The sequence below is a fragment of the Akkermansia sp. JRP_AM1 genome, assembly GCF_049262625.1.
In the GTDB taxonomy this organism is placed as follows: Bacteria; Verrucomicrobiota; Verrucomicrobiia; order Verrucomicrobiales; family Akkermansiaceae; genus Akkermansia; species Akkermansia massiliensis.
The window spans coordinates 2331239-2357820 of the sequence record NZ_CP118234.1; the positions used below are offsets into that span (position 1 = coordinate 2331239).

General features: G+C 58.9%; 20 protein-coding genes, 1 tRNA gene and 1 pseudogene. 6 read left to right on the forward strand and 16 right to left on the reverse strand.

The window, feature by feature from the left end:
* Positions 1–40 precede the first annotated feature (40 nt).
* Positions 41–1596 (reverse strand): annotated as a pseudogene (locus tag PVA48_RS11160) (2-isopropylmalate synthase).
* Between the two features lie 166 nt (positions 1597–1762).
* On the opposite strand from PVA48_RS11160, the gene PVA48_RS11165 reads away from it, so the two are divergent.
* Together PVA48_RS11165 and PVA48_RS11170 are read left to right on the forward strand one after the other, a co-directional pair.
* Positions 1763–2641 carry a fumarylacetoacetate hydrolase family protein gene (locus tag PVA48_RS11165; RefSeq protein WP_102728002.1) on the forward strand — a complete coding sequence of 293 codons (879 nt, stop codon included), beginning with the start codon at positions 1763–1765 and terminating at the stop codon, positions 2639–2641.
* Between the two features lie 193 nt (positions 2642–2834).
* Positions 2835–3203 (forward strand): rhodanese-like domain-containing protein, encoded by a 369-nt coding sequence (locus tag PVA48_RS11170; protein WP_205596323.1) that lies wholly within the window; start codon positions 2835–2837, stop codon positions 3201–3203.
* A 130-nt stretch (positions 3204–3333) separates the two neighbouring features.
* Here PVA48_RS11170 and PVA48_RS11175 read toward each other — a convergent pair whose 3' ends face one another.
* The 12 genes from PVA48_RS11175 to PVA48_RS11230 form a co-directional block, all read right to left on the reverse strand.
* Positions 3334–3579 carry a hypothetical protein gene (locus PVA48_RS11175; RefSeq protein ID WP_423231741.1) on the reverse strand — a complete coding sequence of 82 codons (246 nt, stop codon included), beginning with the start codon at positions 3577–3579 and terminating at the stop codon, positions 3334–3336.
* The gene (locus PVA48_RS11180; protein WP_423231742.1) at positions 3537–4160 is read right to left on the reverse strand and encodes an alpha-N-acetylglucosaminidase C-terminal domain-containing protein; all 624 of its coding nucleotides are present in this window, start codon (positions 4158–4160) and stop codon (positions 3537–3539) included. Before PVA48_RS11180 ends, PVA48_RS11175 begins: the two co-directional genes overlap by 43 nt.
* Positions 4161–4183: 23 nt before the next feature.
* Positions 4184–5767 (reverse strand): alpha-N-acetylglucosaminidase TIM-barrel domain-containing protein, encoded by a 1584-nt coding sequence (locus tag PVA48_RS11185; protein ID WP_423231743.1) that lies wholly within the window; start codon positions 5765–5767, stop codon positions 4184–4186.
* 236 nt (positions 5768–6003) lie between these two features.
* Positions 6004–8586 (reverse strand): ATP-dependent Clp protease ATP-binding subunit, encoded by a 2583-nt coding sequence (locus PVA48_RS11190; protein WP_102728003.1) that lies wholly within the window; start codon positions 8584–8586, stop codon positions 6004–6006.
* A gap of 27 nt (positions 8587–8613) precedes the next feature.
* The gene (locus PVA48_RS11195; RefSeq protein WP_102721370.1) at positions 8614–9669 is read right to left on the reverse strand and encodes a protein arginine kinase; all 1056 of its coding nucleotides are present in this window, start codon (positions 9667–9669) and stop codon (positions 8614–8616) included.
* Positions 9670–9674: 5 nt separating this feature from the next.
* Positions 9675–10166, reverse strand: coding sequence for a UvrB/UvrC motif-containing protein (locus tag PVA48_RS11200; protein WP_102721371.1), 492 nt, complete (start codon positions 10164–10166; stop codon positions 9675–9677).
* Positions 10167–10313: 147 nt separating this feature from the next.
* The gene (locus PVA48_RS11205; protein ID WP_423231744.1) at positions 10314–11141 is read right to left on the reverse strand and encodes a metal ABC transporter permease; all 828 of its coding nucleotides are present in this window, start codon (positions 11139–11141) and stop codon (positions 10314–10316) included.
* Complete coding sequence (locus tag PVA48_RS11210) at positions 11138–11944, reverse strand: metal ABC transporter ATP-binding protein (protein WP_218957705.1); 807 nt, start codon at positions 11942–11944, stop codon at positions 11138–11140. The genes PVA48_RS11205 and PVA48_RS11210 overlap by 4 nt, the downstream gene beginning before the upstream one ends.
* On the reverse strand, positions 11935–12087 hold the full coding sequence (locus tag PVA48_RS11215) for a hypothetical protein (protein WP_423231745.1): 153 nt from the start codon (positions 12085–12087) through the stop codon (positions 11935–11937). Before PVA48_RS11215 ends, PVA48_RS11210 begins: the two co-directional genes overlap by 10 nt.
* Entirely contained in the window at positions 12084–12368 is a 285-nt protein-coding gene (locus tag PVA48_RS11220) for a hypothetical protein (RefSeq protein WP_423231746.1), read from the reverse strand. The genes PVA48_RS11215 and PVA48_RS11220 overlap by 4 nt, the downstream gene beginning before the upstream one ends.
* Positions 12365–13297 carry a metal ABC transporter substrate-binding protein gene (locus PVA48_RS11225; protein ID WP_180973719.1) on the reverse strand — a complete coding sequence of 311 codons (933 nt, stop codon included), beginning with the start codon at positions 13295–13297 and terminating at the stop codon, positions 12365–12367. Before PVA48_RS11225 ends, PVA48_RS11220 begins: the two co-directional genes overlap by 4 nt.
* Positions 13298–13364: 67 nt before the next feature.
* Complete coding sequence (locus tag PVA48_RS11230) at positions 13365–15986, reverse strand: DUF2339 domain-containing protein (protein WP_180975135.1); 2622 nt, start codon at positions 15984–15986, stop codon at positions 13365–13367.
* Positions 15987–16300: 314 nt separating this feature from the next.
* On the opposite strand from PVA48_RS11230, the gene PVA48_RS11235 reads away from it, so the two are divergent.
* The 4 genes from PVA48_RS11235 (at position 16301) to PVA48_RS11250 (ending at position 24026) form a co-directional block, all read left to right on the forward strand.
* Positions 16301–19162, forward strand: a complete 2862-nt coding sequence (locus PVA48_RS11235) for a beta-N-acetylglucosaminidase domain-containing protein (RefSeq protein ID WP_102728008.1) — start codon at positions 16301–16303, stop codon at positions 19160–19162.
* 250 nt (positions 19163–19412) lie between these two features.
* A complete protein-coding gene (gene recJ, locus PVA48_RS11240; protein ID WP_102728009.1) occupies positions 19413–21152 on the forward strand; it encodes a single-stranded-DNA-specific exonuclease RecJ in 1740 nt (579 codons plus the stop codon).
* Between the two features lie 343 nt (positions 21153–21495).
* On the forward strand, positions 21496–22656 hold the full coding sequence (locus tag PVA48_RS11245) for a 2-isopropylmalate synthase (protein ID WP_102728010.1): 1161 nt from the start codon (positions 21496–21498) through the stop codon (positions 22654–22656).
* Positions 22657–22943: 287 nt separating this feature from the next.
* Entirely contained in the window at positions 22944–24026 is a 1083-nt protein-coding gene (locus PVA48_RS11250) for a glycosyltransferase family 10 domain-containing protein (RefSeq protein ID WP_423231747.1), read from the forward strand.
* Positions 24027–24213: 187 nt separating this feature from the next.
* Here the strand turns inward: PVA48_RS11250 and PVA48_RS11255 are convergent.
* From PVA48_RS11255 to PVA48_RS11265, 3 genes are all read right to left on the reverse strand, one after another.
* A tRNA-Ile gene (locus PVA48_RS11255) sits at positions 24214–24289 on the reverse strand.
* Positions 24290–24399: 110 nt separating this feature from the next.
* On the reverse strand, positions 24400–25905 hold the full coding sequence (locus PVA48_RS11260; RefSeq protein WP_102728012.1) for an MATE family efflux transporter: 1506 nt from the start codon (positions 25903–25905) through the stop codon (positions 24400–24402).
* Entirely contained in the window at positions 25902–26573 is a 672-nt protein-coding gene (locus PVA48_RS11265; protein WP_102721379.1) for a ubiquinone/menaquinone biosynthesis methyltransferase, read from the reverse strand. The genes PVA48_RS11260 and PVA48_RS11265 overlap by 4 nt, the downstream gene beginning before the upstream one ends.
* Positions 26574–26582 lie beyond the last annotated feature (9 nt).

The following is a 26582-nucleotide window of genomic DNA, read 5'->3' on the forward strand; positions in this document are numbered from 1 at the left end:
GGTGCGCCCCGTTCGCGCATGCGTACCGGGGCGCTCCGGGTCAGATGGCTCCTGCGTCCAGATTGTTGGGCTGAGGCATGTTTTCCATGCGGATGGAGCGGTTGACCGCGTTCAGGTAGGCCCGGGCGGAGGCTTCAATGACGTCCGTGGAGGCTCCCTTGCCCACGATGGGCTTGGGCTGGCCGAAGTCCACATGAACCGTGACTTCTCCCAGAGCGTCCTTCCCTTCGGAAGCGGCGTTGACGCTGTAGCCTTTCAGCGTGCCTTTGCGCTTAGTGATGCGCTCAATAGCCTTGATGACGGCATCCACGGCGCCGTTGCCTGTAGAGCTGTCTTCAAATTTCTTGCCTTCCTTGAGCAGTCCCACCGTAGCCGTGGGACGCGCGTGGCTGCCCGCCACGAATTGCAGGAAGTCCAGTTCCCATAGGCCGGTGGAGGCATGCAGGGAGTCGTCCACAATGGCGGAAAGATCATCATCATAAACGAATTTTTTGGAGTCGCCCACTTTCTTGAAGCGTTCAAAGACGGTGTTGACTTCCTCTTCCGTGAGGACATGGCCCAGCTGTTCCAGCCTGGATTTGACGGCAGCGCGCCCGGAATGCTTGGTGAGCGGGAGTTCCGTGGCGCCCCAGCCGACCGCCTGCGGATCCATGACTTCATAGGTTTCCCGGCAGTTGAGGATGCCGTGCTGGTGGATGCCTGAAGAGTGGGCGAAAGCGTTTTCCCCCACGATGGCTTTGGACCGCTGCACCTGCATGCCGCTCATGCGGGCCACGATGCGGGAAGTGCGGACGATTTCCTTCGTGTTGATGTTGTCCGTGACGTCTCCGAATTGCCCGGCGCGGGTGCGCAGGGCCATGATGACTTCTTCCAGAGCCACGTTTCCGGCGCGTTCGCCGATGCCGTTAATGGTTCCTTCCACCTGGCGGGCTCCGGCGCGGACGGCTGCCAGGGAGTTGGCTACGGCCAGCCCAAGGTCATTGTGGCAATGCACGGAGATGACGGCTTTGCCGATGTTCGGCACATTTTCTTTCAGGTGGCGGATGATGCGGTAGAATTCGTCCGGAGTAGTGTAGCCCACAGTATCCGGAATGTTGACGGTCGTGGCGCCGGCGTCGATGACTGTTTCCACGACTTTGGTCAGAAAATCCAGGTCTGTGCGGGAAGCGTCCTCCGGGAAAATTCCACATCCTGCACGAATTGCTTGGCATAGGATACGCCTTCCGCCGCCATGCGCAGAATTTCGGATTCCGCTTTTTTCAATTTGAACTGCATGTGCAGCTTGCTGGTTGCCAGGAAGATGTGGATGCGGGCGCGTTCCCCGGCGGGTTCCAGGGCCCTGGCCGCCGCTTCAATATCCGCCTTCACGCAGCGGGCCAGCCCTGCGATGCGGCATTTTTTGATTTCGCGGGCGATGGTGTGCACGGCTTCAAAGTCGCCGTCGGAGATGCAGGGAAAGCCGGCTTCAATCACGTCCATGCCCAGCCGTTCCATTTGCCGCGCCACTTCCAGCTTTTCGCGTAGGTTCATGGATGCTCCGGGGCATTGTTCTCCATCGCGCAGGGTAGTGTCAAAAAAATAGATTTGATCGGACATAGGTTAATGATGTTAAGCGGTGGCATGATAATGTTTTGCTCCGGTAACGCAAGCCCTACGCGCTGCATGCTTTCACAGAGCGTCCGGGCGGCGGAAGAGAACCTCCGGAGCAAAGAATGACGGAACCTCCCTTTGCCTAAAAGGAGGAGCTTTGTAGGATGGAAGGGTGAAGATCAGATTTTACCTGAATGACCGGGCGGAGCGCGTCATGGCTCTGTGGAGCGAAAGCCGCGGAGAATACCTGGCGGCGGACTCCGTGCTTGCCGAGGTGGATGCCTGCATTTGCGGGGAAACGGGATCCTGCGGGGAGGAAATAAAGCGCATTGCCGCGTTTCTGGATAATACCGCCGCCAAAGCTGTTGACCCTGAATGGACGATTGATACCGCGCTGCCCTGTTCCCCTTCCAAGCTGGTGTGCCTGGGAAAGAGCTATGCAGACCATGCGAAGGAGTTTGACGGGGATTCCGTACAGGAACCGGCTGTTTTCCTGAAATCGCCTTCCGCCATTACTTCCTGCAGCGATGTCGTTTTGTATCCGCCCGGCTGCGACAAGCTGGATTATGAGATTGAATTGGCCGTAGTGATTAAGGAGGTGCTGAAAAACGCTTCCCCGGAGGAGGCCGCGCGGGCTATCAGCGGCTATACGCTGATGTGCGACTATTCGGAAAGGGCCAACCAGCTGGAACATGGCGGACAGTGGACCAAGGGAAAGAGTTATGACAGCTTTGCCCCAATGGGCCCCACGTTCATTTCCGCTGATGAACTTGGGGACGGAGCCGGCATTCCCCTGGAATTGAAGGTGAACGGGGAAGTGCGCCAAAGCGGCAATACGGACGGCTTGATCTGGCCTGTTCCGCGCCTGATTGCCTATGTTTCCCGGTTCATGACCTTATGGCCCGGAGATGTGGTTTCCACCGGAACTCCGGGAGGCGTGGGGATGGGGATGAAGCCTCCGGTATATTTAAAACCCGGGGATGTAGTGGAATGGGGAAGCCCCGCTTTTGGATTCGCCTCCCAGGCTGTGGTGATTGATGATGAGGGGTAGGGGGACAATTCTCCGGCCTTTCCGAATATGGGGGGAAGGGAAAGAACTTTCCCTTCCCGCTTTTGCGGACGGAGCGTTATTTTCCCGTGGAACGGGGCCGCCGGAGCGGGCCGGAGGGCAGATGACGCCTGCGTGCGGGGGCTGGGCGGTATTTTCTCTTGATTACTTCGCCGCGGTTTAGTGAAGTGGCCGCGTGAAAAACGTGGTTTTGTATGTGGTCATGGTGACCGGGCTGACAGCCCTCTTCGTCTGGCTGAAAGGCAGGAATGCGGAACGCGCCCCTGTTCCCGCCGCCATGGTGGTGTCTCCGGAAAGCGGCATGGCGCGCCCTATTGTGCTGGTGGATGTCCGAACTCCGGATGAGTACCGCACGGGACATAAGGAGGGAGCCTTGAATATTCCGGCAGATGAGGTGGAACAACGGGCTCCGCAGCTTCTTCCGGATAAAAACGCCGTGATTCTGCTGTATTGCCGTACGGGCAAGAGGGCGGACAAGGCGCTGGAAACGCTCAGGAAGATGGGATATTCCCATGTGGAAAACCTGCACCGGTTCGAAATGTAACTTTCCGTCCGATTGTTCTGTGCGGGGCTTCCGAGGGACGCCGGGCGTGCCGTTTCCTGGTTCGGTCAGGAAACGGCACGGGTACGGATTCATGAGGCTCCTTCCGGAAAGCGAATGAAATTCAAGCCGTTCATTCTTTAATCAGTTCCAATTTTCCATTGGAAGATTTTCCTCCCACGGAGCGGACCCTGGCTCTGAGGGAACATCCGTTGTTGGCATGGATTCCCTTGGGAAGGGAAAGTTTGTAGAAATTCCCGCGGGAAGGCTTGCCTGCCAATCCGGCGTGCTGGTCGCGGGCGATTATTTTGCCGTTTTCCAGGAGTTCGACGCCGTCTATTTCCAGGGCATGGCTGCCGGAAGTGAAGACGAAGCGCACCCCCGGAGTTTTTCAAGATCAGCGGAAGAAACGGGCCAGTCCAGATAACTCCATTCCGTGGATACCGTTGCGGAGGTCCAGTTTCCTATAATTGACCCGGCTGCTTTTCTTTTCAGGGAAGAAGGCAGGGGCGGCGCCTCCCGGATAGCCTGGCGGCAGGCGTTGACCAGATCTCCGGGAGCGTGCGCCGCGCTTACGCCAGTGGAACGGACCCATTTTTCCTCCCATGCTCCCATATCCGGATTTTTTTCGGAAAGACGGCTTTGAATAAAGTGTTCCCAGCGCGGCAGATAGTAGTCCCTGATAAGGCCGCTCCATATTTTGGCGGCGTAGTCGTCTACGGGAGGCCCCCATCTGGTCACCAGCCTTCTGGCGTTTTGTTCATACTTGTTTTTTTCCTCCGGAGAAGTTCCGTGAGACCGGGCAAATGATAACCAGCGCGACAGCCTCCAGGTGGGGTGTCCTTCCAGAAAGGAATCCGCCCGAAGGGCGTATTTGCGGAAATATTCCATGCATTTTTCCGTATTCTCCATGTCTTGTTCATCCAGGGCTTCCAGAGCGGCCAGGATGGCTTCATTCATGCGTATGCCAAGGTAATGGGCGGTCATCTCAACGGCATCCTGGCGGAACAGGGGGACTGTTCCAGGCCGCGAGTGTTGACGAACAGGGAAAGGCCTTTCAGAAAATCTTCGCTTGTGTTTACGGAACAGCCGCGGGTGCCGGGTTTCATTTGCCAGTTGAAACGGGGATGGTCCTTTAAGTTGGAATAGGCTGTGCGGCGGAACAGATTCCAGGCTTCCTTCATGCTGTCCGGATAATTTCCGTATCGGGCACGGCAATAATTTTCCAGATATTGTTCCACGTCCTCCTGGCGGTCCCTCCATGCGGCGTCCGTAACCAGTTCGTAGATAACGTCATTGTTTTCTATCCCTTCCGGGGCCATGCCCATTCCGGAGAGATGCCCCCTGGATGAAGAGTTCAAGGCTTCCAGATGGCCGTTGGCGTAAAAATCCATTACCCCGGTCATGGCGCATTTGCCGCCCATGTTGGGAACCACGCTGTAAACCCACGGTTTATTGAAAAAACCTTTGAAGACGTCCCAGTTCATGCCGTTGCGCCAGAAGGTCTTGTTGTAATCCGCCGCCAGGTCCAGAAGGAGCATCTTATCATCCGGAACCTTGCTGAGCAAAGCCTTCAGGGTATCTGCGTTCCAGATATTGCGCTGGTATCCGAACATCCATCCCTGCATGACCCATACCGCATCCGGGTTGGTGGAGGAAATGGAGCGGTAAATTTGTTCTCCGAGGGAACTGAGCATGTTGTTGCGGGCTTCGGCTCCTCCTTTGTTTTCAGGAAGTTCCATTTCATTAAAGGAGTCTGCAAGAAAATAGGTGTTTCTGCCGAATTCCTTCTGCCATTCCTGCATGTACAGGCGTCCTATTTTAAGGAAAAGGGGGTCTTCCGGAGAAAGAAAATGGGCGTGGTTTTTTTGAGGCCAGCCTCCCCACCCCAGCCGGTGAAGCTTCGCTTCCGGATAAAGGCGGAGGATTCCCCGGGGAACGAAACCGGAAAAAGCAGGACAAATGGGGGTCATGCCCAGGGATTTCATCCTGTGCAGGATGCGGTGCTGCAGGGCGATTTGTTCCTTGTGCCAGCTGGCGGGCAGGGGGCCGTCATGATTGACGATGTTCCCCATCCGCTGCCAGGGGAGGTGTGCCGGCCCTGTATAGAATTCTTCTATTTCTTTCTCCGTCAGTCCCAGCCGTTTCCATACCCGTATGGCGATTCCCTCCGTGGCAACCAGGGCCAGAGGCATATCTATGCCGTGCAGAGCCATCCAATCTATTTCTTTTTCCCAGCGTTCCCAGGTCCAGTAAGGCATCGTATAGCCATAAGTGACCACATTGAGGTAATAGTGGTTGCGGAAAGGGGAAACGATGCGGCGCGGCGCGGCGTCCGGCAGTTGCGCCGGCCAGCGGATATCTTTATTATCCCAGGAGACCATTCCCAGACGGTTTGTCTTCAGAAAATCATAGAATCCCCGGCAGAGGGCTGTACCGCTGCTTCCCCGGATATTCAGTATTCCGCCGGAGGCCTTGGTTTCAAAAACATCGTGCCCGTCTTCTTTTTCAATAATTTCCAATTGCAGTTTTTCCGGGGCTTTGGCCAGGGACGGAACGGTCCGCATGATTACTGAACGCGCTGCTTCCCGCTCCCTGTTTTTCTGTATATCTTCTGCGAAGACAAACAGATTTGTCAGCATGAAAAGGAATAGAATTTTGAGAAGTAAAAGGTCATATTTATAATATATCACAGGCTGGTAAATGGTTCTTTCAGCGAAAAACGGATATTTGCGTAATCCGTCAAAGAAAAAGCCCCTGCATGCCAGCATGCAGGGGCCTCGGTTGAAAAACCGGAAAGCTTTTATTCCGCCTTGGGCTTCCGTGGAGCCCTTTTGCGCGGCGTTTTGGGCTTTGCCGGGGTTTTATCCTTGATGTGCAGGAAGGTGAGCGTCTCCGTTCCGTCCGTTTCCACGGCTTCAATTTTATCGCCGGGTTTCACGTCTCCCCTCAGCAGGGATTCCGCCAGCGGGTCTTCCAGCAGGCGTTCGATGGCGCGGCGCATCGGGCGTGCGCCGTACTGCGGGTCGTAGCCGTTCTTGATGATCAGGCTCAGGGCTTCCGGGCTCAGGGCCAGCGTGATATTCTTGGTCTTGAGACGGGAGATGAGCTTGTCCGCTTCCAGATGCACGATGCGTTCCAGGTCATCCCGTTCCAGCATGCGGAAGACGGAAATGTCATCAAAGCGGTTCAGGAATTCCGGGCGGAATTGCCTGCGCGCTTCTTCCAGAATCTTTCCCTTCATGGCGGCGTAGTCCGCGTTGTCGGCGGCCATGGCCCCGAAGCCCATGGCGCTCTGCCGCTTGGCGGAGGCGGCCCCCACGTTGGAGGTCAGGATGATGATGGTGTTGCGGAAGTTGATCTTGCGTCCCAGGGAGTCCGTCACGCTTCCTTCTTCCAGAATCTGGAGAAGCAGGTTCATGACGTCCGGATGGGCCTTTTCCACTTCATCAAAGAGGATGACGGAGTAGGGCCTGCGCCGGACGGCTTCCGTGAGCTGGCCGCCTTCGTCATGGCCTACGTAGCCGGGAGGAGAACCGATGAGACGGGACGTGGTGTGTTTTTCCATGTACTCGCTCATGTCCACCTGAATCAGGGCGTCCGCGGTGCCGAACATGATTTCCGCCAGATTGCGGGCCAGATAGGTTTTACCCACGCCGGTGGGACCCAGGAAGAGGAATGAGCCGATCGGGCGGCGCGGGTCCTTGATGTCCGCGCGGCTGCGCCGCAGGGCGCGGGCGATAGCGGAGGCCGCCTCGTCCTGGCCGATGACTTTGCTTTTTAACTCTTCTTCCATCCGCAGAAGTTTGGCGGTTTCCTTTTCCTCCATCCGGGCCAGCGGGATGCCCGTCCATTTGGCGAGCACGCTCATCACGTCTTCATCCGTCACGGGAACGTAATTGGTCTCATAGGAATTGCGCCAGGTTTCCAGCATGTTCTGAAGTTCCGCCCTGGCTTGTTTTTCCTCGTCGCGCAGGCGGGCTGCTTCCTCAAAAAGCTGGGTTTCCACAGCCTTGTCCTTGCGTTCCTTGATTTCCGCAATGCGGGTTTCCATGTCGCTGATGTGGTCCGGGCGGGTCATCTGGGAGACGCGCTTGCGCGCCCCTGCTTCATCCAGGATGTCAATGGCCTTGTCCGGCAGGAAGCGGCCCGTCAGATAGCGGTGGGAGAGCCTGGCTGCGGCTTCAACGGCTTCCTTCGTATAATGCACCTTGTGATGTTCCTCATACTTGGGCTGGATGCCGGCAAGAATCTGGATGGTGTCCTCCACGGAGGGTTCCCCTACCTGCACCTGCTGGAAGCGGCGTTCCAGGGCGGCGTCCTTCTCAATGTGTTTCCTGTATTCGTTGAGCGTGGTGGCGCCTATGGCCTGGAGCTCACCCCGGGAGAGGGCGGGCTTGATGATGTTGGAGGCGTCCATGGAGCCTTCCGCGGATCCGGCGCCTACAATGGTGTGCAGTTCATCAATGAAAAGGATGACATTGCCTTCCCGGCGTATTTCATCCATTACGGCCTTGAGCCGTTCCTCAAACTGGCCGCGGTATTTGGTGCCGGCCACCATCAGCGCCAGGTCCAGGGAGATGACCCTCTTGCTGCGCAGGAGCTCCGGAACATGGCCCTGGGCTATTTCCTGGGCCAGCCCTTCCACGATGGCGGTTTTGCCCACCCCGGCTTCACCGAGCAGGACGGGGTTGTTTTTGTTCCTCCGGCACAGAATCTGGATGACGCGATCAATTTCCGAGGCGCGGCCGATGACGGGATCCAGCTTGCCGTCCCGGGCCAGCTGGGTCATGTCCCGGCCAAAGGCCTGGAGCGCGGGGGTCTTGGATTTCTGCTGCCTGGAGTAGGAGGGGGAGGAAGGCTCGTCCGTCGGGATGGCGGGGGATTCATTTTCCTCCTCGTCGTCATCGTCGTCCGGGATGATGTTGTCTTCATCCGCATCCATCTGGTATTTGGGCGTCAGTACGTCCAGCAGCTCGCGCCGCGCCTGTTCCAAATCCACGCCGAAGTGGCGCAGAATCTGTCCGGCCACGCCGTCTCCGTCCCGGATGAGGCCCAGGAGCAGGTGCTCCGTGCCCACATACGTGTGGTTGAGTTCCTGGGCTTCCCGGTTGGCCATCGCCAGGACCTTGCGGACTCTGGGGGTGTACGGGATGTTGCCCTCCGCCTGGGGCTCCGTGCCCCGGCCTATTTGTTCCTCCACCTGCCTGCGCACGGCGGTAAGCTCCACCCCCAGGTTTTCCAGGATGGTGACGGCTACGCCCTTGCCCAGCTTGAGCAGCCCGAGGAGCAGGTGTTCGGTCCCTATGTAATGATGATTGAAGCGGTCCGCTTCCCGGCGCGCATGCGCCAGCACTTGTTGCGCCCTAGGCGTAAAATTGTTCATGTATTGTAAAGAAGTTTTGTTGTTGCATCAGTTTCCGGAAAGTTCCTTCCGGATAATGTCCGCACGGATCTGGTCCCTGTCTTCGGGAGTTGTCTGGTCCGTAGTGGACAGGCGGGCCAGGTGGGCCGGCTGAATGTTCAGTATGGTTTTATTGACGTTTTTTAATGCCTGGTGGGAAAAGATGTCCAGGGATGCTCCCATCCGGAGGAAGGAGAGCAGCGCCAGCGCCTCCTGCGTGGATAGCAGGGTGGCGTTGGTCAGGAGGCCGTAGGCGCGGGAAACGCGGTCTTTTACCTGGAGCGAGGAAGCCTGGAGCAGCCGCCTGCGGGCGTTCCATTCCTGGTGGGCCAGGTCGGAGGTGAAGCGGGTCATGCGTTCCACGATCTGGTCCTCGCTGTCTCCCAGCGTGGTCTGGTTGGAAATCTGGAAGAGGTTGCCGGTGGCTTCCGTCCCTTCTCCGTACAGGCCGCGGACAGTGATGTTGAGCTGCACGGCCGCCTGGACGACCTGTTGCATCTGTTCGGAGATGACGAGGCCCGGCAGGTGCATCATCACGGAGGCCCTCATGCCCGTGCCCAGGTTGGTGGGGCAGGCGGTGAGGTAGCCCAGCCGCGTGTTGTAGGCGTACGGGAGCCTGGCTTCCAGTTCGGAGTCTATTTTGGAGATGGCTCCCCATGCTTTTTTAAGCTGGATGCCGGGCAGGATGTACTGAAGGCGCAGGTGGTCCTCCTCATTGAAGAGGATGCTGGCGTTCTGGCTGCGTGAGATGAGAACGGCGCAGCCTTCCGAGCGCGCGGCCAGTTCCCGGGAAATGAGGTGGCGTTCCACCAGCAGCTGTTTTTGCTGCTGGGTGAGTCCGGAGAGTTCCGCGTAATAGCCTCCCTTCATGACGGGGATTTGGCGCGCTTCACCGGAGGTGAGCTTCAGCGTTTCCTCCCTCTGCTGGCGCGTGGCCCAGCCGGGAAAAGGGGTGGCGGTCAGATTGCGTGCCAGGCGGATGCGGGAGGTGAGAACGATGTCGTGTTCATCCCGTGATTCCACCATCCATTTGGCGGGGTTGTTTAGTAAGTCGTCAAAGAGCATGTACGTTAATTGGTCGGCGTGCGCAATTGCTTGATTTGATCGCGGAGCTTGGCCGCGCGTTCATAATCCTCTCTTGCCACTGCCAGGGAAAGTTGTTGTTCCAGATCACTGATGGTATGGGTTTCCGTTTCGCGCTTTTCCGCCCGTTCGGGCGTTTTTCCGTGATGGTGGGAATCAGGCTGAATCTGGGTGAGAAGAGGGAGTATCTCTTCTTCAAAGACGTTGTAGCATTCACTGCAGCCCAGGCGTCCTACATTTTTGTAATCCTGAAGGGTGAAGGAGCAGATCGGGCAGCTTGTGAGCGGTAGGGACTGCAGGGCCGGAATGGGGGCGGCGGGGTCCGCCGCGCCTTCCTTGCCGAACTGGCCCTGAAGGTTCGGGAACAGTTTCTCCGCCAGATCAAAGGCGTCCGGGTCCAGCAGGCCCCGCTCCTGGGCGCATTTGGCGCAGAGGCAGAATTTGGTGGATTTCCCGTTGATGATCTGTGTCAGGAACACCGTTGCCGGTGCAGAGCATATCTCACATTTTTTCACAACCCGCATTATAATGGCGACCCCCACGGCGGACTAGTAGTCTGCGTGTCATGGATTGTCATGAAAACGGGCCTTGTTATTGTATGGAGGAAGAATTCTTTCTGCGCTGTTTTAGAAGCCCGCACCGTGATGAATACAAGTAGGCTGCGCAGAAGAAGGTTCCCAGCACCAGAATGATGGTTGCGCCCAGGTGCCAGCCCAGCGGGAAGGACAGGTAAAAGGCCAGCAAAGAGCCCAGTCCACCGATGATTCCGCCCCCCAGAAGAGGTGGGAAGGCTTGTTGGTGAGCATGTACACCGTGGCGGCGGGACCGACGAGAAGCCCCAGCGTCAGGAACGCCCCCACGGCCTGGAGGGAAGAGACGAGCACCAGGATGATGAGGGTGAAGATGCCGTAGCTGATGAGGCGGGAGGGAATGCCCAGCGTGGTGGCGATGTCCGGGTCAAAGAGGTAGATCAGGATGGGGCGGCGGAAGAGAAGCAGGATCAGGACGCTGACGGAACTGATGGCGAAGGCGATCCACAGGTCGGAGTCGGACAGGCTCATGATGGAGCCGAACAGCCAGTCGTCAATTTTCTGTTGCAGGCCCAGCCGCACTAGTACGATGAAACCCGCGGCGAAGGCCGTGGTGTGCAGGATGGACAGGGCGGTATCCTGGTTCAGCCGGGACGTGCGGGAGACGAATAGGGAACCCAGGCCCACCAGCAGGGCGGCCACCACGGCCCCCGTCAGGAGGCTCCAGCGGGTGAGGCCGAAGAGGAGCACCGCCACCGCTATGCCCGGCAGCAGGGCGCAGGAGAGCGTGCCGATCTGGAGAGCCGATTTTTTCAGGATGACCAGCCCGCTGACGAAGCCGTTGGCGAAGCCGATCATGACGCATGCCAGCAGGGAGCGCTGCGCGATGGGTTCGCGGAGGAATTGAAGAAAGTCGTCCATCATGAAACTTGGGTTTCCGGTTGAGGTTCCATTCCATACGTCTCCCGGATGCGTGAGGGAGCAAGCACTTCCCCCGGGGGGCCGAAGGCGACCAGCTCGCGATTCATCAGCAGGATGGTGTCAAAAATGTCCGCCGCCGTGTTCAGGTCGTGATGGGAGGCGATGACCAGCCGTCCTTCCGCCGCCAGGGAATCCAGCAGCCGCCCCAGGGACTGGCAGGCCGGGGCGTCCAGCCCTGTGAAGGGTTCGTCCAGCAGCAGGACGTGGGCTTCCTGCGCCAGGGCGCGCGCCAGGAATGCCCGCTGCTGCTGCCCTCCGGAAAGTTCTGAAATCTGGCGGTCCGCCAGGGATTCCATGCCCAGCGCGTGAAGGGATTTTTCTACGATGTCCCGGTCATGGCGCCCGAATTTTTTCCACAGTCCCAGGGACGGATAGCGGCCCATTTCCACCAGCGCGCGGACGGTGATGGGAAAGGACCAGTCCACGTCGGAACGCTGGGGCAGGTAGGCGATTTCTCCCGGCGTATCGTGAAGAGGGCTGCCGTTCCACAGGATTTCCCCGGAATCAGGACGGAGCAGTCCGGCCAAGGCCTTGATCAGCGTGGATTTTCCCGCGCCGTTGGGGCCCATCAGGGCCAGCGTGTGGCCGCAGGTGATGGAAAAGCTGATGCCGTCCAGGGCAAGAAGGCTCCCGTAATACACGCTGAGGTTCCGCACTTCCAGCCGGTGGCGGTCCGGGTGGCTGGCATGCGCGCCCCAGCAGATGTGGTCCTGGGCGCAGTGGGGGGCTGGACTGTTTATTTCCATGAGAAGAAGTAGCTGTCGTTCAGGGAAGGGCCGAAGGACCAGCGGGTGGCGGAGGAGGACGGCCTGCCCTCCGGTTCCAGTTCCAGCGTAACGGGGGTGTCCGGCGTGCCTTCCGGCCAGCGGGCGGAAACGGTGAGCGTCACGGAGCCGTCTTCCAGCGGAAGGCCGCATTCCACTTCTTCATGCAGGCCGGGCGTCCCGGATTGCCAGAGGACACGGCCTCCATGGGAGATGGAAAGAAATTCCGGACGGTGGGCGCACCTGACCGTGATGACCGTGGGAACGTCCGCGGCCTGCGCCGCGGGGAGGAGAGGTCCGCTTCCTGTGCTCCGGGGGTGCCTGCCGTCATGTTATAAAGGAAGAACCCCAGCAGGATGACGACTCCCAGAGTAGGGAAAAACTGGCGCAGGGGTGTGCTGGTCATGGCCTGGGGGACGGGGAAAGGGCTTCCTTGATGATGCCGACGTTTTGCTTGAACATGGACTCGAACGTATGGCCGTCCGGAGCCAGCCCGTCGGTATTGATCGGCTTGGCAACGGGGATGTTCAGGGATTTGGCGATCTCCGTGAGGCTCTTGGGGTTGGAGGAATATTCCGGGAACAGGGCCTTTACCCCGGCTGCGCGCAGCTTCTTCAGCGTGGAGGCCAGCTGGGCGGAATTGCCTTCGTCTTCACGGCTCACCCCCTGGATGCTGATGCTGCGGAAGCCGAATTCCTTGCAGAAATGGTTCATGGCCGCGTGCCCCGTCACCAGGATGCGGTCCGCTTCCGGAATGTCCGCAAGCTCCTTCCTGGCCCAGGAGGAAAGCTGGTCCATTTTTCTGTTCCACCGGGCCAGTCCGGCCTTGTAATCCTGCTCATGGGCCGGGTCCATCCGCGTGAGCGCGGCGGCCAGGGCGCGGGCGGCGCGTTTCATATTGGCCGGGGTGTGCCACCAGTGGGGATCGTTGGGGCCGTGGGCGCAGCAGTCCCCGTCGTGCCCATGGTCATGGTCTGCGGTGTCCGCCGCCACGGGAACGTCCGGAATGGAGGCCCCCAGGTCCAGAATTTGCGCCCTGCCGCCCAGCGCGTCTTTCAACTTGGGAAGGTACGGCTCCAGATTCTTGCCGGAGGCCAGAACCAGGCGCGCCTGCCCTGCGGCGGCGATATCCTGCGGAGCGGGTTCAAAGCTGTGCAGGTTGCCGTTGGGGCGCAGCAGGTCCGCCACCTGCACGTGGCTGCCGCCGATGGCGCGGGCCATATCCCCCAGAATTGGGTGCAGGGTCGCGATTTTCAGGGCGGGGGCGTCCTGGGCCTGAAGAGTGCAGAACAGGCCCAGAAGACACAGAAAAGGAATCAGAATGCGCCGGAGCATGTTCCGCATTATGAACCGCCCTTCAAGTGATGCAATGGTCAAATTTGTCTTCCAAAGTGAGATGACGCTAACTTTTCGGGGCCTCTCCCTGGCTCTTCTTTTTGTTCCTCAGCTTCATGGTGAACTTCTGGTACAGGAAGGAGGAGATGAGCACGATGGCGGCCAGCCCCACCAGGGCTCCCACGCGGTACAGTTGCCCGAGGCTGGAAATGTCATAACAGACGACTTTCAGCAGGGTGATGCCCAGCAGGGCGAGTCCCGCCATGCGCACCCTGGAAGACCTGATGTCAAACCCCGTGGCGATCAGGCCCAGGGCAAAGAGGCTCCAGGCAATGGAAATGGTGAGGTCCTGCGCCACGCTGCTCCCGAACTGGATCATCAGCGGACGGTCTCCCGGCGCGGCGAAGCCGCAGGATATTTCCGTATTCATCCAGATGAAAAGCAGGATGGCCCCGAAAATATTCAGGGCCGCGACAAGAACGCGGAGGCCGGAGCTGCGGCCCCCCGGCAGGCGTGGCGTCACTTTCTTCTGGACCCACCAGGCTCCGGCCATGCAGCAGAAAACCATGGTGGCGAACATCGTGCGCAGGGCCTGCATTCCGGCAGGGTCAAGTTGCACGAAGGCTTGCGACAGGCCGTTGCGGACGAACAGGAAGGCCAGCAGGAAAAATCCCGTCCAGGCCAGTCTGGGCAGGGGAAATTTGCCGCACAGCAGCAGAAGGGCCAGCCCTTCCAGGGACCAGGCTACGGTCAGGGGGGCGCCCGTCCATTGGAGGCCGATGGCCAGCGTCAGCATGCCGATGGCTGCTCCATAATAAAAGCAGAGGATGGCGGAACGCTTCAAAAGCGTTTCCTCCGGTAGCCGCCGCAGGGCCAGGGCCGCCAGCAGCGGAGGCGCCGCACAGGCAAGCGCGACGGTGGAATCCCATAAATGGGTGGCCTCCGGATGGTGGGCCGTTCCGAAGAGCCACCAGGAAAGGTAGAAGAGGGGGAATGCCAGGGCGGAGGCGCTCCAGGCCAGCAAGCCGCTGCGGAACCGCCGGACCAGCAGCAGGGGCAGCAGGAAGATCGCCAGGAAAATCACCGCGGAACCGGCAGGGTGGATGTCCTGATAGGACGCCGCAATCGTGTACCCGGCCGCCGCGGCCATCAGGGCCTGCCCTCTCCGGTGCCATGCCGCCATTCCGCAGAACGTGGCCGCCGTCAGGAAAACGTAAAAGGGGGAAGGTGAAAGCGGGTGCATGACCAGCAGCCACGCGAGAGCCGCCGTGGCGAAGCAGGAAATCCTGACGCCGGGCTGAAGCTCCGCCAGGTAGGCCCCTCCGGAAGGCGTGCGTGCGGACAGCACCGCATAAGACGCCGGAATCATGAACAGGCAGAAAAGGCCCTGGAGCTGGGAGGATATCCAGAGGGCAGATTGCGAGGCTTCTTCCGCGGAAGACTGGTAAAAATAGAAAATGGTGAAAAGCCCCATGGGAAGAAAGCAGGACCAATACGTGCTTTTGGCGCGGGCCAGCGGGAGCAGGGCGATCATGGGGAGCATGCCCGCCAGCAGGAGAAGCAGGTGGGAGGAAGGGGAAAGGAACCGGAAGCTGCACTCCGCCTGAAGGCGGAATGCCGTCAGGCAGGTGACCGCAATGGCGCAGAAGGCCAGCAGGAAGGGACCTCCCTTCCGGTCCGGTTCAGCCTGCCGTGTGCCGGCATAAAGGCCGTAGCCCCCGTACAGGAGCAGGGTGCAGATGGACAGGATGACGACGGCGAGAATATGGGAGGGGCCGCCGTATTCGTCAAACCAGCCCATCAGCAGGATGGTATAGGCAGCCAGTCCGGTTCCTCCGGCTCCTGTCCACCTGGTTGCGGCTACGACGGCGAGCAACCCGGCGTTCAGGATGGTCATGTACAGGAACAGGGAGGCCGTATGGTCCTGGCCGGTGGACAGGATGACCGGGGTCAGAAAACCGCCGATGATGCCCAGGAAGGCGATTATGCGGAACCGCAGGCGCACCGCCAGGATGAAGGCCGCCGCCGTGGTGGCCGCCAGCAGAACGGTCGCGATGGCCGTCGTGAAGAAGGGAAGCTCGTAAAACATGCGTCCGGCGCAGGTAGCCAGGTACAGGACCAGGATGCCCGTGGAGGTCAGCGTGCCGGAAAGGATGGGGTACTTCTTCCTCAGCCGCGACAGGCCGGCGCCCAGCAGGCCGGCGGCAGCCAGATACGTGAGGGTTACCCTCCATTCCGGAGAGATCAGATCATTGTCAATGCTGTACTTGACGAAGAACCCGGTTCCCAGAAACAGCACAAATCCTCCTATCCAGGAGAGCAGCTTGGCGCCGATGAAGTATTCCCAGGAAAAGGACGCGGGGCGCGACGGTGCGGGCCTGGCGTTCCGGACCGGCTGCAGGCTGTGCCGGGAGGGAAGGGCGCAGGCGGGTTCCCGTACCGGGGCGGCGGCAGGAAGCGTACGGATGGGCTGCACCGGACTTTCCACAGGGGGCGGAAGGCTCTTTCTGGTTTCCGCGGGGGGCCTCTGGGGGGAGGAACGGGAATTCAGACGTTCCTTTAATTCGGAGACTTCCGTTTCCAGAGTGCGGACTTTTTGTTCCAGAGAAACGACCTGGCAGGCCTTCACAAAGGTGAAGACCATTCCGGAAAGCAGGCCGAGGACCAGCAGAAGAATGAAAAATTCCATGGGGAGGGAAGGGGTAGGGAAAATGTATTCTACACCGGAAGAATGGGACTGCAAGACGCAAAAAGGTACATGGCCGCCTGTCCTGAAAGAGCCGCACGGAACCGTTGGCTGAGAGCCGTCCCGGCGGTGGATTTCATGCGGGGGGCGGAATGGGCCAAGGCGGCACAGGAAGCGTTCGCGGGGAAGAGACCGGAAGGCGCGCCGCCTGGAAGCCTCCTTCCGCGCCTTTCCCGGGTTGACGTATTGAGGAATGGGTGCGGACGGTTTTTTCTTGAGGTGGAAAGTGTTTTCTGATTCCATTATCGCGCATCATCATGAATGGTTTTCAACTTCTTCAATGTGGTTTGAGCGTGGCTGCCCTGCTGGGCGGCTCCGCCCTTGCGGCGTCACCTGCCGTGTACCCGGTTCCCCAGCAGTCCAAGCTCTCCTCCCAGACGGTTGCTTTCTCCGGAAAGCCTTCCGTGGTGATTCGCTCCGCCAAGACGGCGGCCAGCAAGCTGCTGAACGGCGTTCCGGAAAAATCCGGGGCCTACAAGCTGGTCGTCTCCCCGCAGGGCAAAGTGGCCATAGGCGCCCATGACGAGCGGGGCGCGTTTTACGCCATGCAGACGCTGCGGCAGCTCGGCACGAAGGCCGGCGGCGAAGGCGTGACCTTGCCCGTAGGGGAAATCACGGACTGGCCGGACATCGAATTCCGCGGAACGGTGGAAGGCTTCTACGGCACTCCATGGAGCCATGAGGCCCGTTTGAGCCAACTGCGCTTTTACGGCCAGAACAAGATGAACACATACATCTACGGGCCGAAGGACGATCCCTACCACTCCTCCCCCCACTGGCGGGACCCCTATCCCGCGGACCAGGCCGCCCAGATCAAGGAACTGGTGAAGGTGGCGAAGGAAAACCACGTGGACTTTGTCTGGGCCATCCACCCCGGCAAGGACATCAAGTGGACGGAAGAGGACATGAACAACGTCATCAAAAAATTTGAGATGATGTACAAGCTGGGCGTCCGGTCCTTTGCCGTGTTCTTTGACGACATCTTCGGCGAGGGAAAGAGGGGGGACATGCAGGCGCTCCTGCTCAACAAGATAAACAACGAATTCGTCAAGGTGAAAAAGGACGTCACCCCCCTGGTCATGTGCCCTACGGAGTACAACCGCGGCTGGGCGGACTCCAAGCCGGGAACCTACCTGGACATTCTGGGCGACCGTCTGGACCCCTCCATCCACGTCATGTGGACGGGGGACTCCGTCTGCCATGACATCACGCTGGAAGGCCAGCAGTGGGTGAACAAGAGAATCAAGCGTCCCTCCTACGTCTGGTGGAACTTCCCCGTAACGGACTACTGCCGCTCCAACCTGTGCATGGGCCGCGTGTACGGCCTTGCCACGGAACCGGGCGCGAAGGAATCCATGGGCGGCTTCGTCTCCAACCCCATGGACAAGCCGGAGGCCTCCAAGGTCTCCCTCTTCGGCCTTGCGGACTACACCTGGAATATCAACGGCTTCAAATCGGAGGAATCCTGGAAGGAAGGCGTCAAGCGCCTGTTCCCGCAGGCGGCGGAAGCCATGCAGGTCTTTGTGAACCACAACTCCGACCAGGGGCCCAACGGCCACGGTTACCGCCGTGAGGAATCCGTGGAAATAGAACCCGTGGTCAAGCGCGTGCTGGAAGCCGCCCGGGAAGGCAAGGTGGCCAAAGCGGATACGGCCCTGCTCAAGAAGGAATTCGCCCGCATGGCCGCCGCCGCGCCCGTCATCCGGGCCAAGGCGGACAACCCCCGCTTGATGAAGGAAATCGGCGCGTGGGTGGATGCCTTTGAACAACTGGGCCGCGCCGGCCAGCATGCCGTGGCGGCGCTGGAGGAAAACAACACCAGGGACGCCGTGACCCAGCTGGTGCAGGCCACGCAGGCCCTGGCGGCCATGGACGGCATTTCCCGCCGCCACAACCAGGAAGGCCAGTTGTACCGCTCCGTGGTGAAAACCGGTTCCCGGGTGATGACCCCCGCCGTCAATGAACTGGCGGACACCGTTTCCAAAAAAGTTTTCCCCGCTATTGCGGGCACTCCGGCCCTTTCCCCCAAGCCCCTGGTCAAGGGGGGCAATATGGACAAGGCGGAACTCTTTTGTGACGGAGACCGCGGCTCCTTCTGGCATTCCGGCGCTTACGGCGAGCCGGGAGACTGGTATGGCGTGGACTACGGCATGCCGATTCCCGTACGGAGCGTGGAAGTGCTGATGGGCCGCAATGACAAGGACGGCGACTATGTAGCCAGGGGGCAGCTGGAAGGCTCCCGGGACCTGAAAACCTGGAAGCCGCTGGGACCGGAAACCTCCGGCATGCAGGTGGTATGGAAGGCGCCCAAGCCCGTCTCACTCCGTGCCGTGCGCTACCGCGTCATTGAACCGAAGAAAACGGACAACGGCCGCGCCGTCTGGACCGCCGTGCGTGAAATAGCCGTCAACACGCCTCCTTCAGCCATGGCCGCCTCCAACGTGGCGGGGCTGGAAGGCGTCTCCGTGCAGAAATCCGACAAAATCGTGCGCATCAACCGCGTGATGGAAACGCACAAAATGAAGCCCGGCGAATTCATCTCCCTGCAATTGGAAGGCCCCACGGACGCCACCTGGCTGGAAGTCAACCTGGAACGGGATGACGTCAACTCCTGGGCAGAAGTGGAGCTGGACGTGGAAGGCTCCGCCAAGCCCGTGGTGCAGAAGCTGGACAAGCAGGGTAAAAACTTCATTGCCAGGGCGAACCAGCTCCCCAAGGGAATCAAGGGCATGAAACTGGTCAACAAAAGCGGCAAGGAACAGGACATCGTTCTGAACATGTTCAAATTTGACGTTCCCCCGTCGGACCCCGGCACCAGCCTGGTCTCCCTGAGCGACAGGAACCTGAAAACGGTCTACCGTGCTGACAAGCCCCTGGACGTGATCGTCCCCAATCTGGACAACCCCAAGGCTGCCAAGGTAGTCGTGGTAGGGTCCGCCGCCTTCGCCATCCAGGTGCGCCGCGGCGAGGGATCCTGGACGCCGGTGGGCAAGCGGAACGCCGGACCCGGAGCTTCCGAGTTTGCCATTCCGGCCGGGACCACTGCCGTGCGCCTGACCTACAAGGCCCCCCAGCCGGACGCGATCATCAATGAGGTGATCTTTTCCTCCCGGAAATAGTTGTTTCAGGGCTGATGCCTGATGCTGCGGCTCCGTTCGGATTTTCCCCGGACGGAGCTTTTCTCTTTGAAAAGATGGAAATGCAGCGTGAAGGCCGTTTCCATGCATTATGGGGGAAGGAGGAACCCGCATTCCGGCGGGAACGGCGGCCATTCTCCCGGAAACAGGTTAGGCACCTTCTTCTTCCCGCTTTGGCAGCTTGTTGTGGAAACAACCTTGACCCTGTTGGATGCGGGGCTAAAATACTGCCATGACACCGGGCTTTCATTGGACTCTCCGCCCTTCCGTGAAGGAGGATGATCCGGTCTTGAAAGCGTTTCCCGCGGAACTGCCTCTGCTGGTCAAGCAACTTCTGCTGCAGCGCGGATTCACCGGGGGGACGGAAACGGAGCTCTTTCTGGACCCCAGGCTCTCCCACCTGAGCGACCCTTTCCTGATGGGGGAAATGAGGGCCGCCGTGGAACGCATCTTCCAGGCCGTGGACGAAGGGGAAACCGTGTGCATTTACGGGGACTACGATGTGGACGGAGTCACCTCCGTGGCGCTTCTCCGAGCCATTCTGATGTCCTATGACCTGGACCCCCAGTACTTCATACCCGTCCGTTCCCGGGAAGGCTACGGACTCAGCGAGGCGGGCATAGAGCGCTGTCTCTCCGAATGTGCGGAAAGACCCAGCCTGCTTATTACGGTGGACTGCGGCACCTCCTCCGTAAAGGAAGTGGAGATGCTCAACAGCCTGGGAATAGACGTCATCATTCTGGACCACCATGAAGCGGGGCCGCTGGGCCGGCCGGACGCCGTAGCGGTGGTCAATGCCAAAATTGAGGAAAACAGCCCGTACACCTACCTGTGCAGCGCGGGCGTGGTCTTCAAGCTGGCGCACGCCCTCCTGAAGGAGCGGAAGCTGAAAACCTTTGACCTGAAACTTTATCTGGACCTGGTGGCCGTGGCTACCGTGGCGGACATCGTCCCCCTGGTGGATGAAAACAGGATACTGGTGCGCCACGGCCTGGGAAGGCTGGCGCACAGCCGCCATACGGGCCTGAAAACCCTGACGGAAATAGCGGGCATCCGCCCTTCAGACTCCGCCAACCACGCGGGCTTCCTGAACGCCGCGCACGTGGGATTCAGGATAGGCCCCCGCATCAATGCCGCGGGGCGCATGGACTCCCCCATGGATGCGCTGGAACTTTTGCTGACCATGGACAACAGGCGCGCCGTGCAGCTTGCCCAGATGCTGGACTCCCACAACCGCAAGCGGCAGGAGGAAGAGGAAGCCATCCGTACGGATGCGGTGGAAATGCTTCACAACTCCTTTGATCCGGAGCGGGACAACGTCATCGTGCTGGGTTCCCGCGCGTGGCATCCCGGCGTGGTGGGCATCGTGGCCTCCCAGCTCATGAGGCGGTACCACAAGCCCACCTTCGTCATCGCCTTTGATGAAAGCGGCGTGGGGAAGGGATCCGGCCGCTCCATTCCCGGCGTATCCCTGGTGCAGGCCATCCACCACTGTGCGGATACGCTGGTTTCCGGCGGCGGCCATGACATGGCGGCGGGCCTGGTGATTGAGGAAGCCCGCATGGACGACTTCCGCCGGGCCTTCAACCGGTACGTCTCGGAAACCACGACGGAGGAACAGCGCAGCCCCGTGCTCAACATAGACATGGAAGTCTCCTTCCAGGCGCTGACGCTGGACCTGCTGGACAGCTATGAAAAGCTGGAACCCTTCGGCAACTCCAATCCCCAGCCCCTCTTCATGAGTTCCGATGTCTTCCCCACGGAGCCGCCCAAGCGCGTGGGAACCAACCACCTGAAACTCTTCATGCGGCAGGGAATGGTGGAACGTGACGCCATCTTCTTCAACGGGGCGGAGCGTGAACTCCCCAATCCACCCTGGGACATCGCCTTTACGATTGACCGGAACGTGTACCGGGGCCGCGCCTCCCTGTCCATCTCCATTCAGGAAATACGTTCCCACCGGGAAATGTAGCTTCTCCTCAAGGGGGACGTGCACGGTTTTTTCTGCGGAAAAAGTCATGCATCCCGCCGTTCTTGACAAAACCGTGTCAAAAATGCATCGTCTGCCTTGTTCCCCCATTCAGGGCGGAGTTATGGTAAAAATAAGCAAGATGAACACCCTGTTCCTTCAAGGTCGTCTATTGCTGCTTCTCGGACGGTAGTCCGTGAAGATATCTTGATATGCGCCGGTGAGCCGTTCCGGCGCGAAGGAAGTAAACGGCTGGTCTTGATTTGCGCCAAAGGAATGATTCCATAACAGGAACGTTTTCCGTGCGCAGTTTCCGAAGGAACGAACCCTTAACATTTTTACTGTAATGAAAGAACACATACATATTTTTGATACGACGCTGAGAGACGGAGAACAGTGCCCCGGCGCGGCGATGACCGTGGAGCAGAAAATACAGGTTGCCATGCAGCTGGAAGCTCTGGGAGTGGACGTAATTGAGGCGGGCTTCCCCGTCATCTCGGACGGCGACTTCCACGCTGTCCGCACCGTGGCGGAACGCACGGAAAAAAGCCGCGTCTGCGGGCTGGCACGCTGTGTGGAGAAGGACATTATTGCCGCCCATGAGGCATTGAAGGCTGCCGGAGACCGGGAGCGCATCCATCTGGTGGTGGCTACGTCCCCCATCCACCGGAAATACAAGCTGGAAAAAAGCCGCGGGCAAATCAGGGAGATGGCCGTCAAGGCCGTCGCCATGGCTTCCGGATTATGCGGGGAAGTGCAGTTTTCCGCGGAGGACGCCTCCCGAACGGAGCCGGAATTCCTGGCGGAAATGGTGGAAGCCGTGATTGATGCGGGCGCCGCCGTCGTCAACATTCCGGATACGGTGGGTTACACGATGCCGGAGGAATACTACCGCCTGATTTCCTACCTGAAATCCAATGTTCCCAACGTGAGCCGCGCCAGGTTGTCCGTCCACTGCCATGACGACATGGGAATGGCCGTAGCCAATTCACTGGCTGCCATCCGTGCCGGGGCGCAGCAGGTGGAGGGCACCATCAACGGCATCGGTGAACGGGCTGGAAACACCGCTCTGGAGGAAGTCGTCATGGCGCTGCATTCTCGCCCGGATTTCTTTTCCGGCGCGGGGACCGGAATCCGGACGAAGGAACTGGTGAGGACCAGCCGCATGGTGGCCGCCATGAGCGGGTTGCCCGTCTCGCGCTCCAAGGCTGTGGTTGGGGCGAACGCCTTTGCCCACGGTTCCGGCATTCATCAGGACGGCGTTCTGAAAAACCGGAGCACTTATGAAATCATGGATCCGGAGGAAATTGGCTGGGGAGCTACGGAACTGCCCCTGACCAAGCATTCCGGGAGGCATGCCGTGAAAATGCGCCTGGATGCGCTGGGCTTCTCCGTTCCGGATACAGACATGCCGCGCCTGTTTGAACTGTTCAAGCAGCGTGGGGATCAGTGCAAGTTCGTGTATGACGACGACCTGGCCGCCATGGTGAACACCATTCATGCGTAAATCTCCGCCGTCCGGAAATTCTCCTCAGGATTTCCGGGCGGCGTTTTACAGGAAGAGGGAATTCCATGTAAAAACACGAGTTCTATTATATGAGGCACGGAGAGATGGCAAGGTTGGTTGTTCCATCAATAACAGGTGGACTGAATTTGGTATTTTATGGTCGGTGAACCTGCTTTTTTCAAGAGGAAATATACTATGAGATTGTACGGCTCCCTGATGGATTTAAAAAGCTTGCATGGAATATATGAGGATGTTGAGTCTGTCTTCGTTCAGATTGACTAGCTTACATGGGACTGTATAATGCCCATCAATTTGAGAAACAGGGAATGAAAGTAAAAATCGGGTTTATGCAGGGCGCTGAGGAATGGCAGATTGATGGTTTTCTATGCCGTTTCAGGAAGATAGATCCATCTATTCTTGAATTGGAAATAGACAGGGACAACGCAGATTTTCTTATTGCCTTCCCTTGGTTGTATACCTCTTCCAAAGAGACATATCTTCAATTTTTACAGGATTCCATAGGAAAAATTACGATCATGGATGTATATGGAGAAGCCCTCGCTCCAGATTTGAATTTGTTCGATTATCACATAGGGTTTGATTCCGCCAATCATGGGGGGCGCGTTCTGGAGATGCCTTTTTTATCCTCCTACCGTGTCCAGGCGGATCAGCTGCCATTGGAAAATGTGGCTGATGTCCTGAACCGGAAAAGCGGATTCTGCAATTATATCTACTCCCATGGAGAAGGGCATCCCTACCGCATCCAGTTGTTTTCCCGGCTTTCTGAATACAAGAAGATCAATTCCATAGGAAAGCATTTGAACAATACACCCTGTTCCGTTCCCAGGGAGTCCGATGACTGGCTCAAGGGAAGTATTCTGTTGAAAAACCCCTATAAGTTTTCCTTTGCGTGTGAAAATGCCTGGTACCGGGGTTATTCAACAGAAAAAATAATCACGAGCTTTCTGGCCCGCTCCATCCCTATTTACTGGGGAAATCCATTAATTGAGGAGGACTATAATCCCAGGGCATTTATTAATTGCCACCGGTATTCATCTCTGGACGAAGTTGTAGCGGAAATCAAAAGAATTGATGAAGATGATGAATCATGGCTCGCCATGATGGCTGAACCCAAACGGCTCCCCTGGCAGATTGAACGGGCTCAGGAAAAGGAGGCCAGACTGAAGGCAGCTCTAATTGAGATATTTACTTCTCCCGTGGAACAGGTGAGGAGAAGGGGAAACGGATTTTGCGTCAATAACTACAGGGATTTTTTCATCCGCAATTTGAGTGGCAGGAAGAAAACCCCCAGGGAAAAATTAGAGGCAGGTTTGAAAAAGTGGAACAAAAAACTGTTTCACCGCTCCTAGCCCGGAATGCTTTATGTGAGCATTGGTGCATTCAGCCATCACATGGTGCATCAGTTATTTTGGAACCATTATAAACTGAAAAAGCCGTGCGTGGCGGAAAGCATGACAAAATCTGAATGCCATAAGAACCGTTTGCGGTGGAAAATCTTGCAAAATAGAGGCATAGGTAAGGCCACTCAAGAAAAAATGGTAGGCCCGGTAGGGTTCGAACCTACGACCAAGGGATTATGAGTCCCCTGCTCTAACCGCTGAGCTACGAGCCCGTTGAAGAACAACGTGGAGAAACGATAGCAGAATTTGACGGGAAGAGCAAAGTTTTTATGCAGGCATCACGTTTTGGATTTGCACGCGTCCGGGAAAGGCGTCCGGGAGGTTAGACTTGCAATTTTGTCCAGCTCCGGCCCTTGACGATTTTATAGAGGATGGTGGACTGGACGGCCATTTCAAAGGCGAAGAGCAGCCAGATGCCCCACAGGGTCATGGTTTCCGGAGCCAGCTTGAACCAGACCCATGTGCAGACGACGCGGAAGAAGCCCATGATGCCGTAGGAGATGAACATGACCCTCCGCGTGTCGCCCGCGCCGCGCAGGGACATTTTCATCACGATGCAGGCGGCGAAGAAGGGCTCCACCAGCAGCATGGTGCGCAGCACGGGAATGCCGGTGTCAATGAGCGTCATGTTGCCATTGGAGAATATCTCCATGAAGAGGGAGGGGAAGGCGCAGAAGAGCACGCCCAGCCCCGTCATGAAGATGATGGCGTACCGCATGCATTTCCAGATGGTGATGCGGGCCATGAGCGCGTTCCGGGCTCCCAGGTACTGCCCCACCAGGGTGGAGGCCGCCATGCCGATGGCGAATCCGGGCAGGAAGCTTAACGATTCAATGCGGACGGCGATGTTGTGGACGCCCAGCACGCCCTTGATGGGCAGTTCGCTGATGATGGAGAGGCAGAACATCTGGATGCCCCACATGCCGAAGACTTCCACGGCCTGCGGCAGCCCGATTTTCAGGATGCGCTTCTGCATGCCCATGTCCGGCCGCAGATGGGAGAAGCTGAGGTACAGCGGCGGAGCATAGTGTTCCCCGCGTTCCTTGACGAGTTCTTCCAGGGATTCGTTTTCTCTTCCCGCGAATATTTTTTTCCTGCGCCGCAGCATGATGAAGAGGAGCGCGCACATGCTGATGCCGTAGCCGCAGACCGTTCCCGCCGCAATGCCTCCGATGCGCCAGCCGCCCAGCGGGGCGTCCGCAAAGACGAAGGTGACGCTGAAAATGACGTTGAGGATGCCCACGCCCATCATGATCCAGAAGGGCAGCCGCGTGTCTCCGGAGCCGCGCAGGGCGGCATTGATGGCAAAGACCACGCCGCTGAAGGGGGCCGCGAAGGCGGCCACATAGACGTATTGCAGGGCGTAGGCCCTGGCGGCTTCATTCATGGTCAGCACGTGCGTGACCAGGAAGCCGCTGCATGCGAAGAGCAGCCCGCAGGAGATGATGCCGGCCAGCAGTCCCAGCATGGCGGCCTGGTGCAGCCCGTGCTGCGCCTGGGGGTAATCCCTGGCTCCGGTCATGCGGGAGACGATGGCCGTGGCCCCCATCATGATGGACCCCTGGATGACGAAGCCGAACCACATGAGGAAGACGACGGCCCCCATGCCGTCGGAGATGTTGATGGTGTCCTGCGCGTTCAGCCCGATTTTGGTAGCAATGAAGAGGTCGGAGGAGGTGACGAAGAAGCTCAGAAGCTGTTCCAGGAAGGGCCAGAAGGCAATGACGGCGATCTGGCGGGGCAGGGACAGTCCGGCAAGTTTACCCCCCAGGCGGGCGCGCGACGCCCTGCCGCGGATAATGCCCTCTCTCGCGTCACCCGCACTCATCGCTGGGCGGTGTAGATGCTGGCGATTCCCCCGTTCAGGGGTTCTGCCGTGATGTTGCTGTAGCCGCAGTCCCGGAGCAGGTCCTGCATGGCCTGGCCGCTGGGAAAGGCTTCAATGCTTTCCGCCAGGTAGTCGTAGGCTTCCCGGTGGCCGGTCATCCAGCCTGCAATGACGGGGAGGATGCGGTGCAGGTAAAAACGGTAGGGGCTTTTCAGCAGGTTTTCAGGCAGGGAGAAATCCAGAATGAGCAAATGGCCCCCCGGCCGCAGCATGCGGCCCATTTCCCGCAGGGCGTCCGGATAGCTGGCCATGTTCCGCAGGCCGAAGGCGACGGTGACTGCATCATAGGAGGCGGAGGAAAAGGGCAGGTTCATGGCGTCCGCACAGACCAGGTTGTCCAGTCCGCGTCTGGCCGCTACGTCCAGCATGGGCTGGCAGAAGTCGGAACCGGTCAGCCGGATTTCCGGCATGGCGTTCAGGATGGCTAGGGCCAGATCCCCGGTTCCCGTCGCCAGGTCCAGGAGGCGTTCCGGCTTCCATTCGGAGACGAGCTGCACGACGCGCTGCCGCCAGAGCAGGTCCACGCCCATGCTCAGTACATGGTTGGTGGCCACATAGCGCGGCGCAATGGCGGAAAAAGCGGCTTTGACGAATTCTGGATTGCGCATGCGGATGGA

Bases quoted from the DNA above. Each gene is read 5' to 3' on its own strand.
- PVA48_RS11180 (WP_423231742.1), bottom strand. From the start codon at position 4,160: ATGAATGAAGCCATCCTGGCCGCTCTGGAAGCCCTGGATGAACAAGAC.
- PVA48_RS11185 (WP_423231743.1), bottom strand. From the start codon at position 5,767: ATGCGGACCGTTCCGTCCCTGGCCAAAGCCCCGGAAAAACTGCAATTG.
- PVA48_RS11190 (WP_102728003.1), bottom strand. From the start codon at position 8,586: ATGAACAATTTTACGCCTAGGGCGCAACAAGTGCTGGCGCATGCGCGC.
- PVA48_RS11195 (WP_102721370.1), bottom strand. From the start codon at position 9,669: ATGCTCTTTGACGACTTACTAAACAACCCCGCCAAATGGATGGTGGAA.
- PVA48_RS11205 (WP_423231744.1), bottom strand. From the start codon at position 11,141: ATGATGGACGACTTTCTTCAATTCCTCCGCGAACCCATCGCGCAGCGC.
- PVA48_RS11210 (WP_218957705.1), bottom strand. From the start codon at position 11,944: ATGGAAATAAACAGTCCAGCCCCCCACTGCGCCCAGGACCACATCTGC.
- PVA48_RS11220 (WP_423231746.1), bottom strand. From the start codon at position 12,368: ATGACCAGCACACCCCTGCGCCAGTTTTTCCCTACTCTGGGAGTCGTC.
- PVA48_RS11225 (WP_180973719.1), bottom strand. From the start codon at position 13,297: ATGCTCCGGCGCATTCTGATTCCTTTTCTGTGTCTTCTGGGCCTGTTC.
- PVA48_RS11230 (WP_180975135.1), bottom strand. From the start codon at position 15,986: ATGGAATTTTTCATTCTTCTGCTGGTCCTCGGCCTGCTTTCCGGAATG.
- PVA48_RS11235 (WP_102728008.1), top strand. From the start codon at position 16,301: ATGAATGGTTTTCAACTTCTTCAATGTGGTTTGAGCGTGGCTGCCCTG.
- recJ (WP_102728009.1), top strand. From the start codon at position 19,413: ATGACACCGGGCTTTCATTGGACTCTCCGCCCTTCCGTGAAGGAGGAT.
- PVA48_RS11245 (WP_102728010.1), top strand. From the start codon at position 21,496: ATGAAAGAACACATACATATTTTTGATACGACGCTGAGAGACGGAGAA.
- PVA48_RS11250 (WP_423231747.1), top strand. From the start codon at position 22,944: ATGGGACTGTATAATGCCCATCAATTTGAGAAACAGGGAATGAAAGTA.
- PVA48_RS11260 (WP_102728012.1), bottom strand. From the start codon at position 25,905: ATGAGTGCGGGTGACGCGAGAGAGGGCATTATCCGCGGCAGGGCGTCG.
- PVA48_RS11265 (WP_102721379.1), bottom strand. From the start codon at position 26,573: ATGCGCAATCCAGAATTCGTCAAAGCCGCTTTTTCCGCCATTGCGCCG.